Consider the following 16,573-nt stretch of genomic DNA (forward strand, 5'->3'; position numbering starts at 1 on the left):
CTGTGGCTCCCGCGGTCTCAGTATTCGATCCGGTCGCGGTTCCCGACCCGCATGATGATCAACGAGAACACCACGCTGAGGACGAGGAGCACGACACCGATGGAGGTGGCATAGCCGAACTGGCCGTCACGGAACCGTTCGTAGAGAAAGACCGGGGTGACCTTCAGGGCGTGCCTGGGCATCATCACGAGGACGATCGCGAAGGAGTCCAGCGCCTGGATGCCCATGTAGATCCAGCCGGTGCGCACGGTGTCAAAGATCAACGGGAGGGTGACCCCGAAGAAGGTCTTGCCCCGGCCCGCGCCGTCAAGGAGCGCGGCCTCGTAGATGTCTTTCGGTATGGCCCCCATCGCCGCATTGAACAGCACGACGTAGAAGCCGACAAAGCTCCAGCACAGCACGGTGAGCGTCGCGATGAGGGCGAGGCTGTGCTGCCCGCCCAGCCAGGCGGGGCCGTCGACCCCAACGGCTCCCAGTGCGCCGTTGAGCAGACCGCTGTTGGTATTGAAGACCCGTCCCCAGACCACAGCGATGATGGCGACGGAGAGGACCTGCGGGAAGAAGTAGACGACTTTGTAGAACGACGATCCGGCGACGCCCGCGATGGCCTGGCCCCTGCGGTGCCGCCCGCCCGCGGTGATCATGTAGGCGAAGAACATGCCCAGTACGAGCGTCACGAGTGGGGCAATGACCAGCAGCGAGAGGCTGGTGGTCATGGATTCCCAGAACCGCTCGTCGTTCCACATCTTTTCGTAGTTGCCGAAGCCGATGAAGTTCGCCACCGGGCCACCGGACCAGTCGGTGAACGAATAGTAGATCGCCTGAATGAAGGGCGAGATGACGAATACCCCGTAGAACACGAGAGGCAGAGTCAGAAAACCGACAATGAACCGGTACTTGTCGAGTGTGCGGTATCTGCGGTCGTACCGAACACGCTCGGGAGTGAACCGGGGCGGCAGGAGAACCGCCGCGACGAACAATAGCCGGCTGGGCGCGGACAGTTCGCGCGTCCGGTCGGACCCCGCCTTCGAGGGTGGAGGCTTGTCCACCCGTGTGCCAGTTTTCACACCGCTCCGCTTCAACCCGCTGGTACACGTGCCAGGTGCTCAGTTCCGTGCTGGATCAGGCCTTCTTGATCTTGCTGATGTCGGGGTCCTTGGCGACTCGGTCGGACGCCTTCTGCATGGCGTCCATGGCCTGCTTCGGCGACATGTCGCCCAACATGAACTTGCCCATGACGCCGTCGAAGTCCTCGGCGAAGAGCTCCGCGTACCACTCCTTGAAGAAGGGGATCACGATGTTGTCACCGGCAGCCGTGATGGCCTTCTGCGCGCTGTCAACCCCGGGAGGCAGCGCCATTCCGTCGATCGCACCCTTGACCACGGGAATCGATGAGACTTCCTTGAACAGGTTCTGGGCCGCCTTCTTGCTGTACATCATCCGCAGCCATTCCAGGCCGCCCTGTACGTTCTGGGCCTTCGCCGGGACGATGAAGGGTTCGCCGGGCGGGGAGTAGAGGGTGCCGAACGGCATGGCGTCGCCCTTGTCGAGCGAGGGCGTGGCTCCCACCGTCATCTGGAAGCCCTTGGGGGTGGTGTCCTTGGCCTCGTTCTCCACCCAGGAGCCGTTGGGTACGAAGACGCAGTTGCCCTTGGTCCAGGCGGTCTGCATCTCGGTGTGCGCCTCGGTGCCGTCGAAGCCAGTGAGTACGTACTTCTTGGCGACGATTTCCTCGAACGCCTCGAATACGGACTTCACCGCGTCGTGCTTCCAGGCGTTGGGCTCCAGGTAGTCCATCGCTTCCAGCACCTCGCGCCCGCCGGCCTGGGCGAACATCGCGTACATGCTGAAGAGCATGTAGCGGGGGTGTCCGCCGGGGTAGCTCCAGCCGTGGATACCCTTGGCCTTCGCCTTCCGGCAGACGGCGAGCATCTCGTCCCACGTCGTGGGGTACTCGGCCTCCAGCTCGTCCTCGAGCAGCCTCTTGGAGTACCAGTTGCCGTACACCGTCGTCGCGATGTTGAGCTGGTAGCAGCCGTCGGTGCCGAAGGCACCCATCTCCTGCATGCCGGGGACGAGCGTGTCGCGCACCTTGACGCTCGGGTCGTCCCACGAGGGCGCGTCGAGCAGCTCGGCGAGATCGGCGACCTGCTCGTTCTTCACGAGCTTGCCGATGTTCATGTTGTCCGCGCCGGAGTTGTTGATGACATCCGCCGTCGGGTTGCCCCGGGCGATCTTCGGCTGGAGCTGAGTGGCGATCTTCTCCGTGGCCTTCTGCTGCGGCTTGGACTTGGGGTACTTCTCCGCATACATGTCGGTCACGAACTTGGCATACTTGTCCTCGTAACCGCCATTGAAGATGTAGACGGCCAGGCCGGCGTCTTCCTTCACTCCGAGCGGGTTCTTCGCGGACTTCTTGCCCTTTTCGGCCTTGTTCTCGCCGCCGCCACCGCTGGCGCAGGAACTGAGAACTCCGACTGCGGGCACCGCGAGAAGACCGACGGCTGCCGCCCTCTTCATCACACCACGACGGTTGACGCTGGTGGATTCCATGCTCAAGTCCTCGCCTTCTCCAGGACTCAGGCGGCGTTACCGGTCGCCCGTCTGTATTCGCCTAGGCGAAGGGCACCGCACCGCGGTCGAATGACGCTGGTTCGTGCTGAGTTGCAGGAGGCACACGGACTGATCCCCGTCCCCCCGGGTCCGCGACAACAAAGCGGCTGTGCGGACGCCGACAGGTATAGTCCACTTCAGGCCAAGTGGGCAAGATCGAGAGCAGGTTTGGGCGGCAGTCTTTCCCGAGTTGAGACCTCGCGGATACCTGCAACGCACACGTAGTCGTCCGTGCGGCTGACGCCGTCGGCGGCTTGGCTCCCCACCGGCCCCTGTTGGACCCGCGCGACAACGTTGTCCAGGATCTCCGGCACGGACGGCGAAACGAAGCCCGGCGCAGACCACGTCGGGCTCCGCTGCTGGATCCGGTCAGACGGTCCCCGGCGCGGATACCGCCGGGGCGAAGGAGCTCACCATGTCGAGGTACTCCTGGTGGGGTACGCCGTTGTCGGCGAGCCAGTCCCCCGGGCCTACGCGTTCCTCCCACGCGACCTGCCTTTCGGTGATGGCGTTGACGAAGTCGTTGGCCAGCCGTCCGGCCTCGAAGAGGTCCTGGTCCGGGCTCTGCGAGCTCGCCCCGACGATCTGTCCCCGCACCTCGGCAGAGTGTCCGTAGCGAAAGCCGGCACTGCCGCACAGGTGGGGGTCGACGAGGACCGCTTCACCGTAGTTGCGACCGAGCCGCCGATGACCGGCGGCCTTGGCGGCGGCGTTCGGCAGAAACTTGTGCCCGCCCTCCCCGATGGTGACGATCCCCAGCACCGCAAGCTCATTGGGCACCCAGGACCCCGCCGTAGGGTCCATGAGGACGAAGCCCATGCACGCCCGGCCGTAGCCTCCGCGGGGCGCCGCAGAAGGGGCGGCTATGTGGTTGCGCCAGACGCTCGCTGCGCGCCTCAGCCCGAGGTCCAACAGCAGCGCGTCGAGATCCTTGTCGCCGAGCAGGTAGTCGTACGGGTTCCGGCGATGCTGGACTCGCACCGTCAGTCCGTGCTCCGAGACGGTCTCGTGGACATTCATTGTGGGCTCCTTCGGCAGCGGTTTCACCAGCGGTCGGCGACCTGCGGGGCGATGAGGTCGCAGCAGATCTTATGCACAGCAGAACTGACTTAACGTCAGGACGTATTGGTACAGACGGAACTGATTGCCCGTCATGACATCCGGGTCCCAGATCAAACTTCTTGACCGTCACGGAAGCCTTCCCATAGATTGCCGACGTCGCGAAGCCCGACAGGCCAATGGGGGACTGCAGGCTGGGTGGGGATGTCCTGGGAATGGCATGAATTCCCGCCCCCTGACGGGACTGGGTCCCGATGAGGCGGCCCAGGTCCAGACTCACGTCCTTGATTCGTCGCAATCACCACACATGGGCGTTGTTGCTGTCTCCGCTCTCACCCAAGGCCGGCCCCTTGCTGGGCAAAAAGTCGGCAAAGCCAGGCGACAATCAATGGGAAAGGTTTCGCTATGACAGTGAGCGCTAATCTCGAACAGGCGCAGGCGTTCCGGCAGGACGGGTTCGCCTTGACCGGGTCACTGCTCTCCATGGAAGAGGTCGAAGTATATCGAGACATATATGACCGCTTCTTGAGCGGTGAGATTGAAAGCGGAGACAAGCGCTCCGATCTCGGTTCCCATGCCCCGCGCCAGGAGGGGGTCCGGGAGAACATCACTCAGATCATGTGGCCCTCCGCGCTGTACAAGCCGCTACTGGATCTGCCGCTGCACTCCCGGGCTCTGGCGATGGCCCGCGAGCTGATCGGCGACGACGCCACGCTGGACTTCGACATGCTGATCCACAAGGCTCCGCACACCGGGGTGCCGACCCCGTGGCACCAGGACGCGGCCTACTGGATCGACCTGCCTGACACCCAGGCAGTCTCGATCTGGGTGGCACTGGACGAGGCCGTTCCGGACAGTGGCTGTATGTGGTACGTCCGGGGATCGCACAAGCTGCCCCTGCGCCCGCACCACCCGACCAGCGACGGCAAGAACATCGAGTGCGACTGCTCCGAGGACGAGCCCGGTGCGACTGCGGTGCACGTGTCGCCGGGAGACAGCATCGCGCACGCGGGTGGCACGCTCCACTACTCCCGCGGCAACACAACGGACCGGGTCCGCCGCGCGTACATCCTCAACTACCGTCCCGCCGAAATGATTCGGCTCGAGCGGGAGCAGGGCATGGATCACGGGCTCGAGAACAACGAGCGCATGGTGCGCAATGCGAACGCCGATGCCTCCGGTAACTGAACCACCCTCCGGCCATTCCGATCACCGATTACTCCTGCGAGGTATTGCTATGGATCCCGTGAGTCGTCCAGTGCGGTTGAGCGGTGCGGTGATGACGCATCCCAAGCGCTTGGAGGAGGCCCAGCTCCTCGCCGACGCCGATGTACGAAGCCGGGTACAGGTGGTGGTGGACCCCGAGCCCGAGGGGCGGCCGACAGCACTGCGCGTCGCGCCGCTGTCCTGGGACTGTGTGGAGCCGGACGTCACGCACCATCTGGTACTGCAGGACGACGTGCTGCTGGCCGAAGGGTTCTACGAGCACGCCGAGCGCGCTGCGGCGGCGGTCCCGCACGAGGCGATCTCCTTTTACGCCGGTTGGGAAGCCCGCAACGGTGCCGTGGCACGCCTCGCGGCGCTGACCGGAGCGCAGTGGGCGTACACCCTCCAGGAGCACGTGCCGTGCCAAGCACTGATGCTTCCCGCCGAAGTGGCCCGGGGGTACGCACGCTTCCAGGAAGAGCACGGTGAGGGCTGGCCCTACGACGTAGTGATGCAGCGCTACCTCAACGCCCTCGGAATCCCCGTGCGGTTCTGCACGCCCAGCACAGTGCAGCATGACGACCTGCCCAGCCTCGCCGGCAACAGCTACCACGGCTTCCGCCAGGCAACGCTGTTCACCGAGGGGGCAGTTGAGTCGCCATACGACTGCCCCCGGTTCCCGGTCGTGCCGTTCTACCAGTACGGCGATGCCCGCTGCGCGGTCCAGGACGGGGCGGAGTGGGAGTACATGGAGACGGCCCGGTACCTGCGGCGCGTTGGACTCCTCGATCGCTGTCGAACAGCCTTCGACGCCGCCGAGCCTTTCCCTCTTGCCGAGCGGGTGAGCCTGGCCGTGTGGGAGACAGGATTCGCCATCGGCGCCGTCACGGCCGACGAGCCGGAGCCGGAGCCGTCGGTGGCGGCTGCGGTGATGGAGACGCTGGGATCCGGCGGTCTGTGCGAGGAGTTCACCGCCGACGAACTGCTCGGCATGGCCCCTCAGGTGCGGGACCTGGCGTTGGCCGCGCTGGAAGAAGGGCGCAAGGCAGGGCGTCTCGGCGTACGTCCGACGGACCCCGCGCCCGGCGCCCGGGTCACCGTCACGGGAGGCGAAAGCGGCTTCGGCCGCCAGTTGGCGCGGTTGCTGGGCGACCTGGGCCGCCACGCCGACCATCTGCCGGGCTTGCCGGAAGCCTCTCAGCTGGACGGTGTCTCGCACGTAGTGCACCTGGGCAGCCCTGCTGACGGCGGACAACTGCTGGACGACGTGCTGACGGCCGCGGAGAAGGCGGGGGTGGAGCGGCTGGTCTACGCCGGTTCTGCGGCGGTCTACCGCGGCAGCGGCGAACAGGCCGTGACGGAGCAGGCGTTGGCGCAGCCGCCCAGTGACCCGGTCGCCCTGGAGTGGTGGCGCGAGGAGGAACGATGCCGTCAATGGGGCGAGCGGAGCGGGATCACCGTGCAGGTGCTGCGACTTGCCGACCCGGTCGGGCCGCACGCCCCCGACGGCACACCCGTGCAGTGGGTCCACCTGGCATGGACGCGCCGCCCTCTCTCCCTCAACCCGCAGGGGATGCACCAGGTCCTTGACTACCGGGACATGGCCGACGCGATCGGCACCGTCCTGGCCGCACCGCCGGCCAAGGCGGTGTTCAACGTGGCCTCGGCGACCTATACGGAGGAGGAGCTTGCCGGGCTGCTCTCCGACGCCTCGCGCCGTACGCCCTGGGAACAGAGCGAGCACGAGGCGGAACGGTGGACCATGGTGACGGAGCTGATCGAATCCGAACTCCGCTGGCGCGGCTCGGCCCCGGTCTGCGAGGGCATGCGGGCCCTGGCCCAGTGGTACGCCTGCGACATTCACGGCGACTACACCGTCCAGTAGGCAGACACTCGACGCTCGGGGTGCGCAGCCTGATGCGCACCCCGAGCGGCCTGTGAGCAGCCCACCTCTCACCAACTTTCCAAGGAGTACCTCAATGTCCGGTATAGCTGGCTGGGTCGACTTCTCACGCAATGTGGCACAAGAGCGGGATGTCGTACGAGCCATGACGGCCACGATGGCCCGGCGCGGTCCGGACGCCGAGGGCCTCTGGTTGTCGGAGCACGCCGCGTTGGGGCACCGACTCCGGCGTGTCGGCGAGTCCGAAGACGGAAGCCTGCCCATGGTCCTCGAGGACGGATCCGGGCCGCGTGCCGTCCTGTCCTTCAGCGGTGAGACCTACAACTCCCACGAGCTGCGTGCTCAACTCCGCTCCCTGGGACATGACTTCAAAGCCAGAACCGAAGCCGAGGTGATTCTCCACGCATACCTGGAGTGGGGGTCCGACTTCGTCACACGACTTGAGGGCATCTACGGGTTCGCCCTCTGGGACGCAGGCCGGCAGGAGCTCCTTCTGGTCCGTGACCGGATGGGCGTGAAGCCGCTGTTCTACGCACCGACTCCCGCCGGAGTGCTCTTCGGCTCCGAGCCCAAGGCGATCCTCGCCCACCCTGGCTTCCAGGCGGTTCTGGACACTGATGGGCTCCGTGACATCCTCTCGGTCGCCAGGGTGCCCGGGCACGCGGTCTTCCGCGGTATGCAGGAGGTTCTTCCGGGTGCCACCGTGCGGGTATCCCGGTCGGGCGCGGTCGAGCACCGATATTGGAGACTGCAGGTAGCGGAACACACGGACACGCTCGATCAGACCATCAGCACCGTCCGCGACATGCTCGAATCCATCGTCACCCAGCAGATGGTGGCCGACGTGCCCCCGATGTCCCTGCTTTCGGGAGGTCTGGATTCCAGTTCTCTTACCGCGCTTGCGGCCCACGTGGCCCGTAGCCGGGAGCTGGGCACGATCCACTCCCTGGCGGTCAACGACCACGACCCCTCAGCCAAGGCCGGTACGCACGGCAACGAAGACCACATCTATGCGCGGTTGCTGGCGGAGCACGTCGGAACGGACCACAGCGAGCTGTCGCTCAACGGACTCGACCTACTCGATCCGGCGTTGCGGGCGTCCGTCCTTGCCGCCTACGACCTGCCCATCAACAAGGGCGATCAGTACGCCTCGCTGCTCACGCTGTTCGGCGCGGCGCGGCGGCACGCCTCTGTCGCCTTCTCCGGGGAGTGCGGCGACGACGTATTCGGCGGATACAACTGGAACCGCCTCCCCGAATGGGTCTCGTGCCCCACGTTCCCCTGGGTGGAGGAAGGCAGGCCGCGCTTCCGGGGCAATGGTGTCGTCTTCGAATCAGGCCTTCTCGCCAAGCTCGACCTGGCCACGTACGAGCGGGACAGCCACAGCACCGCGGTCGCGGAGATCGCTGCGGCCGACCACATCGACAACCCGACCGAGGCCCGCTACCGGGAGGTCACCTACCTCGCGCACACCCGGCACACCCGGGTGCTGTTCGACCGCCTCGATCGGCTGGGCATGGCAGCCGGGCTCCAGATCAGGATCCCGTTCGCCGACCCCCGGCTCGTCGAGTACACCTTCAACGTCCCGTGGGCCATGAAGAGTTTCGACGGCAGGGAGAAGAGCCTGCTGCGCGCGGCGATGAAGGGCCTGCTCCCGGAATCGGTGGCCCTTCGGGTCAAGACTCCTTACCCCAATCTCCGGTCCGGCGCCTACGACAAGGTGCTCCGAGACCGCCTGGTGGACGTCGTCCGCACGCCGGAGAGCCCGATCGCTCCGCTGCTGTCGGCCGAGCTCAAGGAGGCGGTGGGAAAGAGAGGAGCAGCCGCGCTGGAGGACGGGGTGAGCAGGGCGGCTCTGGAAACAGCGCTTCAGATGGAGAGTTGGCTGCGGACCTACGGTGTGCGGATGGACCTCTGAGCCTCCGCGGAGCCCCCCGTACATAGCTGTCCGACACCCGGACTTCTAGAAGGATGCCCGAATGGTCTTGTCCGTAGCCGCGCCGTCTCGCCTCTGGACCCGGAACTTCAGCCTCTATTTCACCGCCCGCATCATGTCGATGCTGGGCGACACGATGATCCCGGTCGCGATGGCGGTCGCGATGCTCTCGCTCGGGTACGGGGTGAACGGGGTCGGGTTCGCCCTCGGCGCCTGGATGGGGGCGTTCGCCCTCTTCGTCGTGTTCGGCGGGGTGTTCGCGGACCGGTTCCACCCCCGGCCGCAGATGATCGGCGCGGACGCGGTCCGGTGTCTGATCCAGGGCTCGCTCGCGGCCTATCTCTGGCTCGGCCACCCGCCGCTGTGGTTCATCATCGGCGGGGCGCTGCTCGGCGGGGTCGCGACCGCGATGTTCCAGCCGGGTCTCACCAGCCTGGTGCCACAGGTCGCTGCCGACCCGCAGCAGGCCAACGGGGTGCTGCGGGTGAGCCAGGGGATCTCCACGATGGCCGGGCCCGCGCTCGCCGGGGTGCTCGTCGCCACCACCTCGGCGGCCTCGGTGTTCGTGGTCGACGCGGCCACCTTCGCTGTCAGCGGGATCTGCCTGGTGGCGCTGCGGCTTCCCAAGTTCACGGTCGACCGGTCGGCCTCCACGCTCGCGAACCTGCGTACCGGCTGGGACGAGTTCCGGTCCCGGTCCTGGCTGTGGGGCGTCATCCTCATCTGGTGGGTGCTGGGTGTGTTCGTCTGGGGCCCGATCACGCCGCTGGGCGCGGTCTCCATCATCGACGCGCATGGCAAGGCCGCGTTCGGCTACGCCGAGAGCGCGTTCGGGGCCGGCTGCATCCTCGGCGGCCTGGTCGCGCTCCGGATGCGCCCACCCCGTCCACTCCTCGCCGGCGGGGTCGCGATGTTTCTGTTCCCGATGATGCCGCTGGCGGCGGCCTTGGTCCCCGACCTGCCGCTGCTCATGCTCGGGTACGGGCTGAGCGGGCTCGGCTGGGCGTTCTGGGGCGTCCAGTGGGCCACCAGCGTGCAGACCCAGATCCCCGAGGACCGGCTCAACCGGGTGGCCGCCTACGAGGTCGCCGGCTCGATCCTGGCCGTCCCGTTCGGCCAGGCGATCTCCGGCCCCGCCAGCTCGCTCTTCGGCGTCCACCAGCTCCTGCTGATCGCGACCCTGATCAGCTTCTGCTGCGCCGTCGCACTGATCATCGTTCCCCCCATCCGCCGCCTCCCTCGCGCCTCGGAGTGATCGTGGCACGTCCAGAACCGGACTCGACTATCAAAGGACAGGAGATTGCACATGCGGTACCGCATGACGGTGATCGGGAGCGGATATCTTGGAATCACGCACGCTGCGTGCATGGCTGATCTCGGCTACGAGGTCCTGGGTCTGGACATCGACGCGGACAAGGTTCATCAGCTCAACAACGGCGATCTCCCCATCCATGAGGAAGGGCTGGATGAGCTGCTGCGCCGGGGCCTGGACTCCGGCAGCCTGCGCTTCACCACCTCCTATCAGGAGGCTGCCGAGTTCGGCGACGTACATTTTCTGTGCCTCGGCACGCCGCAGAAGAAGGGCGAGTACGCGGCCGACGTTTCGCAACTCGACGCAGCCGTTGAGGCCTTGGCGCCGTACCTGAAGAGGGAGTGCCTTGTCGTTGGCAAGTCCACCGTTCCCGTCGGTTCGGCGGAACGGCTGGCCGACAAGCTGCGGCATCTTGCGCCTGCCGGTGAGAATGTCGACTTGGCATGGAACCCCGAGTTCCTGCGTGAGGGATTCGCCGTCAAGGACACTCTGGGCCCTGACCGCATCGTCCTCGGCGTCCGCACTGAACACGCCGAGATGGTGCTTCGCGAGATTTACGATCCGCTCGGCGAAATCCCCTTCGTGGTAACCGATTTCGCGACCGCTGAGCTCGTCAAGGTCGCCGCGAATGCCTTCCTGGCCACGAAGATTTCTTACATCAACGCCATGGCCGAGGTGTGTGAAGCTGCCCATGCGGACGTAGTGCTGCTGGCCAAAGCCCTCTCCTACGACGACCGTATCGGCGGGCGTTTCCTGAACGCGGGACTTGGGTTCGGCGGTGGCTGCCTGCCCAAGGACATCCGTGCCTTCATGGCTCGCGCCGATGAGCTGGGAGCCGGCCAGGCGTTGACGTTCCTGCGCGAGGTGGACGCGATCAACGTGCGCCGCCGTGCCCGGACAGTGGACCTCGCTCGCGAGCTTGCGGGCGGATCGTTGCGCGGCTGCAGCGTGGCGGTCCTCGGTGCGGCCTTCAAGCCGAACTCCGACGATATCCGTGATTCGCCCGCCCTCGACGTGGCAACGGCGATCGAACGGCAGGGCGGGTTGGTGTCCGTGTACGACCCGGCCGCGCTGGACAATGCCCGTAAGAAGTACCCCGAGCTGAGCTACGCCACCTCGGCGACAGAGGCGGCTCGCGGGGCACACGTCGTGTTGCTCCTGACCGAGTGGCGGGAGTTCGTGGATCTCGACCCCGAAGAGCTCGGCGCGGTGGTTGCAGCTCGCCATGTTGTCGATGGTCGCAACGCGCTTGACCCGGCTGCCTGGCGGGCAGCCGGGTGGCATTACCGGGCTCTGGGCCGCCTCTGACCCGGCGCGGTACCCGGTCTGGCTCGGTTCGTTGCTCAATTGCTCTGAGGAAGAAGCTGTCCACTGTGCCCATTGCGCATGCCGACGTTGCTGTCATCACGCCGACCCGCCTGAGGCCTGAGCGGCGGCCCTACTTGATGGAGCTTTACGAGAGCCTGTGCGGGCAGGACGTCTCGTGGGAGTGGATCTTGGCCCTCGATGGCGTTCCGATCTCCGAGCTACCCGTCGGGCTTCGGAGTGATCCCCGAATCCGATTGATCGACTTACCCCGGGCCGTTGGTGCCGGCGCTGTGCGGAACTTCGCACTGAACGAGGTCTCCGCGCAGTGGTGCACCACAGCAGACGACGATGACCTCCTGCCCCAGGGGTCGTTGTCGGTCCGCCTGGCGAACGTCCGTGCTCATGACCTCGGATGGTGCGCGGGCTGGTCGGCGGACTTGTTTCCGGACGGTTCGACATCGACGTGGCGATGCTCGACTCCGCCGGGTTTCCACGCCCCCGGCGATGTGTGGCGGTACTGGCCGTCGCCGGAAGCCACTATCCCGCTCGGCCCCACTACGCTGCTCGCGCGTACGGACATCATTCGCGGAAGCGGTGGCTATTCGGCGCTACCGCAAGGTGAGGACTACACCTACCTGGTCGGTGTTACCGGCGCCGCCCACGGCGCTCTCCTACCGGCCGTCGTCTACCACTACAGAAAGCATCCCACGCAGATGACGGCCGACCCCAGCTATCCGCTGATGGAGTCCCGTGCCAGGCAGTTCGCATACCGCCATGGCGAACAGCTGGCTGCGCTGAACAAGGGAGTGTGCCGGTGCGCCGTTCAATCCGTTGCGCCCCGTCCTCTCCGCCGCCCCCGTCACACGCAGCACCCGTCCTAGCCAGGTGTGTCGCCGTACTCCCGGTCGTGCACGGGCGCGTCCGGGAGTTGGCGGTCCAGGGACTCCCGGTAGCGGACGCATCCGCGCAGGAACCGGGGCCAGGGCGGCACGGCCACCTCGGGTTCGGTGGGCTCGGGCAACAGGTCCCAGAGCTGGGGGTGGTGCCAGCACAGGTCGTGCCCCGAACTGTCCCGGTGGGCGCGGATGCCGGCGCGCAGCCGCTTCGCCTCGGTGACGAGTGCGTCGCGGTCCAGCTCGTACAGATCACTGTCGAGGTCCATGGCGCGCAGCTTAAGGAGCCGGGAACAACATGGCCGGCCGCCACCCCGTGACGGGGTGACGGCCGGCCGGCGCGCTGTGCTGTGACGCGGGGTCAGCTGCGGATCAGCGAGCGCAGGACGTACTGCAGGATGCCGCCGTTGCGGTAGTAGTCCGCCTCGCCGGGGGTGTCGATGCGCAGCTTCGCGTCGAACTCGACGCTCTCGCCGGCCGGGCTGACGGCCTTGACCGCCAGCGTGGCCGGGATGCCGCCGTCGTTGAGGCCGGTGACGCCCGTGATGGAGAAGGTCTCCTCGCCGGTCAGCCCCAGGGCCTCGGCCGAGGCGCCCTCCGGGTACTGGAGCGGCAGGACGCCCATGCCGATGAGGTTCGAGCGGTGGATGCGCTCGTACGACTCGGCGATGACGGCCTTGACGCCGAGGAGCGCGGTGCCCTTGGCGGCCCAGTCGCGGGACGAGCCCGAACCGTACTCCTTGCCCGCCAGGATGACCAGCGGGGTGCCGGCGGCCTGGTAGTTCTGCGAGGCGTCGTAGATGTACGACACCGGGCCGTCCTCGACGGTGAAGTCGCGGGTGAAGCCGCCCTCGGTGCCCGGCGCGATCTGGTTGCGCAGGCGGATGTTGGCGAAGGTGCCGCGGATCATGACTTCGTGGTTGCCTCGGCGCGAGCCGTAGCTGTTGAAGTCACGGCGCTCGACGCCGTGCTCGGTGAGGTACTGGCCGGCCGGGGTGTCGGCCTTGATGGCACCGGCCGGGGAGATGTGGTCGGTGGTGACTGAGTCGCCCAGCTTGGCGAGGACGCGCGCACCGGCGATGTCCTCGACCGGGGTCGTCTCCATCGTCATGCCCTCGAAGTACGGGGGCTTGCGGACGTACGTCGACTCGCTGTCCCACTCGAAGGTGTTGCCGGTGGGGATCTCCAGCGCCTGCCACTGGGCGTCGCCCGCGAAGACGTCGGCGTAGGACTTGTTGAACATGTCCTCGCCGATGGAGTTCGCCACGACGTCGTTGACCTCGGCCTCGGTGGGCCAGATGTCGGCGAGGTGGACCGGCTTGCCCTCGGTGTCGATGCCGAGCGCGTCCTTGGTGATGTCCACCTTCATGGAGCCCGCGATGGCGTACGCGACGACCAGCGGCGGGGAGGCCAGGTAGTTCATCTTGACGTCGGGGTTGATGCGGCCCTCGAAGTTGCGGTTGCCCGAGAGAACCGAGGTCACGGCCAGGTCGTGCTCGTTGACCGCCTTCGAGACCTCTTCGGGCAGCGGGCCCGAGTTGCCGATGCAGGTGGTGCAGCCGTAGCCGACGAGGTTGAAGCCGACCTTGTCGAGGTACGGGGTCAGGCCCGCCTTGTCGAAGTAGTCGGTGACGACCTTCGAGCCCGGCGCGAGGGTGGTCTTGACCCACGGCTTGCGGGTAAGGCCCTTCTCGACCGCCTTCTTGGCCACGAGCGCGGCGGCGACCATGACGTAGGGGTTCGAGGTGTTGGTGCAGGAGGTGATCGCGGCGACGGTGACGGCGCCGTGGTCGATCTCGTACGTCGAACCGTCGGGGGCGGTGACGGTGGTCGGCTTCGTCGGTACGCCGTTGCGGGAGGCGGGGGCGTCGGAGGCCGGGAAGGACTCCTTGCCCGCCTCCTCGTCGTCGACGACGTAGTTGCGTACGTCCTGCGCGAACTGCTGCGCGGCGTTGGCGAGGACGATGCGGTCCTGGGGGCGCTTCGGGCCGGCGATGGAGGGGACGACCGTGGAGAGGTCGAGCTCCAGCTTCTCGGAGAAGTCCGGCTCGGCGGCCGGGTCGAGCCACAGGCCCTGCTCCTTGGCGTACGCCTCGACGAGGGCGACCTGCTGCTCGTCGCGGCCGGTCAGGCGCAGGTACTTCAGCGTCTCGTCGTCGATCGGGAAGATCGCGGCGGTGGAGCCGAACTCCGGCGACATGTTGCCGATCGTGGCGCGGTTCGCCAGCGAGGTGGCGGTGACGCCCCCACCGTAGAACTCGACGAACTTGCCGACGACCCCGTGCTTGCGGAGCATCTCGGTGATCGTGAGCACCAGGTCGGTGGCGGTGGTGCCGGCCGGCAGCTCGCCGGTCAGCTTGAAGCCGACGACGCGCGGGATGAGCATGGAGACGGGCTGGCCGAGCATCGCGGCCTCGGCCTCGATGCCGCCGACGCCCCAGCCGAGCACGCCGAGGCCGTTGACCATGGTGGTGTGCGAGTCGGTGCCGACGAGGGTGTCGGGGTACGCCTGGCCGTTACGGACCATGACCGTGCGGGCCAGGTGCTCGATGTTGACCTGGTGGACGATGCCGGTGCCCGGGGGGACGACCTTGAACTCGTCGAACGCGGTCTGGCCCCAGCGCAGGAACTGGTAGCGCTCCTTGTTGCGGCCGTACTCCAGCTCGACGTTCTGCTGGAACGCGTTGGCGGTGCCGAACTTGTCGGCGATGACGGAGTGGTCGATGACCAGCTCGGCCGGGGCCAGCGGGTTGATCTTCGCCGGGTCGCCACCGAGCTCCTTGACGGCCTCACGCATGGTGGCGAGGTCGACGACGCAGGGCACGCCGGTGAAGTCCTGCATGATCACGCGGGCGGGCGTGAACTGGATCTCCTGGCTGGGCTGGGCCTGGGAGTCCCAGCCGCCGATCGCCCGGATGTGGTCGGCAGTGATGTTCGCGCCGTCCTCCGTGCGGAGCAGGTTCTCCAGCAGCACCTTCAGGCTGTAAGGGAGGCGCGCGGAGCCCTCGACCTTGTCCAGCTTGAAGATCTCGTACGACTCGTCGCCCACGCGCAGCGTGCTGCGGGCGTCGAAGCTGTTCGCCGACACGACAGTCTCCTTCTTCAATGTGCGCGTTTCCTACCGCATCCTGCCGCCACGACCCCGGGCCGATCCGCTAAGGTAAGACTTAGTTAGGTCACCCTTACCAGTCGGCGGCTGCGGTACGCCTTCGGCAGATATCTCGATGTCGAGATAACTCTAGTACATGGCCGCGATCCGGTCATGCCTGGACGCCGGTGTCCGGTCTCATCCAATCGAGGCGTTTACTCAGCGAACCCAGTCGGCGCACTCTCCTACCACCTACGACACACTCGGTCATGGATGCTGCGGCACCAGCAGACCGACTCTCCCAGCCCGTCCCGAGCGCCTGATCCGGCGATCTGCGCCACAGCGCCCCTGACAGGCCGGGGGTGGTTCTTCGCCATGGCCCATGGGGACAGAACGAGGACACGTTCGCGGCCCCTCAGTCGAGACAGAACTCGTTGCCCTCGATGTCCTGCATCACGAGGCACGACTCGTTGTCGTCATCGGCAAGCAGTAGTCGCACGCGTACCGCGCCGAGCGCGACCAGTCGTGCGCACTCGGCCTCGAGTACGGCCAGGCGCTCTTCACCCACGAGCCCGGTGCCGACCCGCACGTCAAGATGAAGCCGATTCTTGACGACCTTGCCTTCGGGAACCCGCTGGAAGAACAGTCGCGGGCCTACACCTGAGGGATCCCTGCAGACGAACGCTGCACCCTGACGCTCAGACGGTAGAGAGCGATGGAAATCGTCCCAAGTAGCAAACCCCTCGGGCGGTGGCGGTACGACGTACCCCAACACCTCGCACCAGAAACGAGCGACGCGCTCAGGTTCTGCGCAGTCGAAGGTGACTTGGAACTTCATGATCGTTGAGATCGGCCCACCATAGAGGCGCGTGCTGTTCGCCGAAACCCCGAATGTCATCGCTGCGCGGGTCGAGGTCTCGCGTGACATGAGTAGCGCCAACGGACCAGATCACCTGAGACAGGGGCCAATTCGCATGAGACGGGACAGCCGGCCTGACCTCTCGCCGCCAGACTGCCCCACGCTGTCTCAGCGAAAATAGTCCGCCCAGGTCAGGCCCACCCTCGGCGACTATCTTCGCTGAGAAAGGACAGCCGGTGTCCTTCGACAGCGAAGTTGGTCGTGTGCAGCGCGTTGATCTGGGCCGACTGGGTTGGATGTCGGCGGGAGGCTGTCCACGGACAGTCGCGGTATGACGGTGTCGCCCCTCGGTGGCGGTGGCGGTGGCTCAGTGGCGGCCCCCGCCGCAGATGTGTG

At 66.6% G+C, this 16,573-nt stretch carries 12 protein-coding genes; 6 read left to right on the forward strand and 6 right to left on the reverse strand.

Features of this window, described 5'->3' with window-relative positions; translation table 11 throughout:
* Positions 1–17: 17 nt before the first annotated feature.
* The 3 genes from ACU6WZ_RS03530 to ACU6WZ_RS03540 form a co-directional block, all read right to left on the reverse strand.
* Positions 18–959 carry a carbohydrate ABC transporter permease gene (locus tag ACU6WZ_RS03530; protein WP_447033832.1) on the reverse strand — a complete coding sequence of 314 codons (942 nt, stop codon included), beginning with the start codon at positions 957–959 and terminating at the stop codon, positions 18–20.
* Between the two features lie 163 nt (positions 960–1,122).
* On the reverse strand, positions 1,123–2,553 hold the full coding sequence (gene ngcE, locus ACU6WZ_RS03535) for an N-acetylglucosamine/diacetylchitobiose ABC transporter substrate-binding protein (protein ID WP_447031665.1): 1,431 nt from the start codon (positions 2,551–2,553) through the stop codon (positions 1,123–1,125).
* A 429-nt stretch (positions 2,554–2,982) separates the two neighbouring features.
* A complete protein-coding gene (locus ACU6WZ_RS03540; protein WP_447031666.1) occupies positions 2,983–3,633 on the reverse strand; it encodes a hypothetical protein in 651 nt (216 codons plus the stop codon).
* Between the two features lie 444 nt (positions 3,634–4,077).
* Here ACU6WZ_RS03540 and ACU6WZ_RS03545 point away from each other — a divergent pair, with 444 nt between their 5' ends.
* From ACU6WZ_RS03545 to ACU6WZ_RS03570, 6 genes are all read left to right on the forward strand, one after another.
* Complete coding sequence (locus tag ACU6WZ_RS03545) at positions 4,078–4,860, forward strand: phytanoyl-CoA dioxygenase family protein (RefSeq protein WP_447031667.1); 783 nt, start codon at positions 4,078–4,080, stop codon at positions 4,858–4,860.
* Between the two features lie 91 nt (positions 4,861–4,951).
* Positions 4,952–6,763 carry an NAD-dependent epimerase/dehydratase family protein gene (locus tag ACU6WZ_RS03550; RefSeq protein ID WP_447031669.1) on the forward strand — a complete coding sequence of 604 codons (1,812 nt, stop codon included), beginning with the start codon at positions 4,952–4,954 and terminating at the stop codon, positions 6,761–6,763.
* A gap of 94 nt (positions 6,764–6,857) precedes the next feature.
* A complete protein-coding gene (asnB, locus tag ACU6WZ_RS03555) occupies positions 6,858–8,699 on the forward strand; it encodes an asparagine synthase (glutamine-hydrolyzing) (protein ID WP_447031670.1) in 1,842 nt (613 codons plus the stop codon).
* A gap of 61 nt (positions 8,700–8,760) precedes the next feature.
* Complete coding sequence (locus tag ACU6WZ_RS03560; protein WP_447031671.1) at positions 8,761–9,972, forward strand: MFS transporter; 1,212 nt, start codon at positions 8,761–8,763, stop codon at positions 9,970–9,972.
* Positions 9,973–10,023: 51 nt separating this feature from the next.
* The gene (locus ACU6WZ_RS03565; RefSeq protein WP_447031672.1) at positions 10,024–11,337 is read left to right on the forward strand and encodes a UDP-glucose dehydrogenase family protein; all 1,314 of its coding nucleotides are present in this window, start codon (positions 10,024–10,026) and stop codon (positions 11,335–11,337) included.
* A 137-nt stretch (positions 11,338–11,474) separates the two neighbouring features.
* Positions 11,475–12,218 carry a glycosyltransferase gene (locus tag ACU6WZ_RS03570; protein ID WP_447033834.1) on the forward strand — a complete coding sequence of 248 codons (744 nt, stop codon included), beginning with the start codon at positions 11,475–11,477 and terminating at the stop codon, positions 12,216–12,218.
* Here the strand turns inward: ACU6WZ_RS03570 and ACU6WZ_RS03575 are convergent.
* The 3 genes from ACU6WZ_RS03575 to ACU6WZ_RS03585 all read right to left on the reverse strand — a co-directional run bounded on the left by ACU6WZ_RS03575 (position 12,215) and on the right by ACU6WZ_RS03585 (position 16,156).
* Positions 12,215–12,499 carry a hypothetical protein gene (locus ACU6WZ_RS03575; RefSeq protein ID WP_447031673.1) on the reverse strand — a complete coding sequence of 95 codons (285 nt, stop codon included), beginning with the start codon at positions 12,497–12,499 and terminating at the stop codon, positions 12,215–12,217. The two genes, ACU6WZ_RS03570 and ACU6WZ_RS03575, sit on opposite strands and share 4 nt — an antisense overlap.
* Before the next feature lie 92 nt (positions 12,500–12,591).
* Positions 12,592–15,318 carry an aconitate hydratase AcnA gene (gene acnA, locus ACU6WZ_RS03580; RefSeq protein ID WP_447031675.1) on the reverse strand — a complete coding sequence of 909 codons (2,727 nt, stop codon included), beginning with the start codon at positions 15,316–15,318 and terminating at the stop codon, positions 12,592–12,594.
* Positions 15,319–15,733: 415 nt separating this feature from the next.
* On the reverse strand, positions 15,734–16,156 hold the full coding sequence (locus ACU6WZ_RS03585; RefSeq protein ID WP_447033835.1) for a VOC family protein: 423 nt from the start codon (positions 16,154–16,156) through the stop codon (positions 15,734–15,736).
* Positions 16,157–16,573: the final 417 nt, after the last annotated feature.

This window comes from Streptomyces hypolithicus (assembly GCF_052934925.1).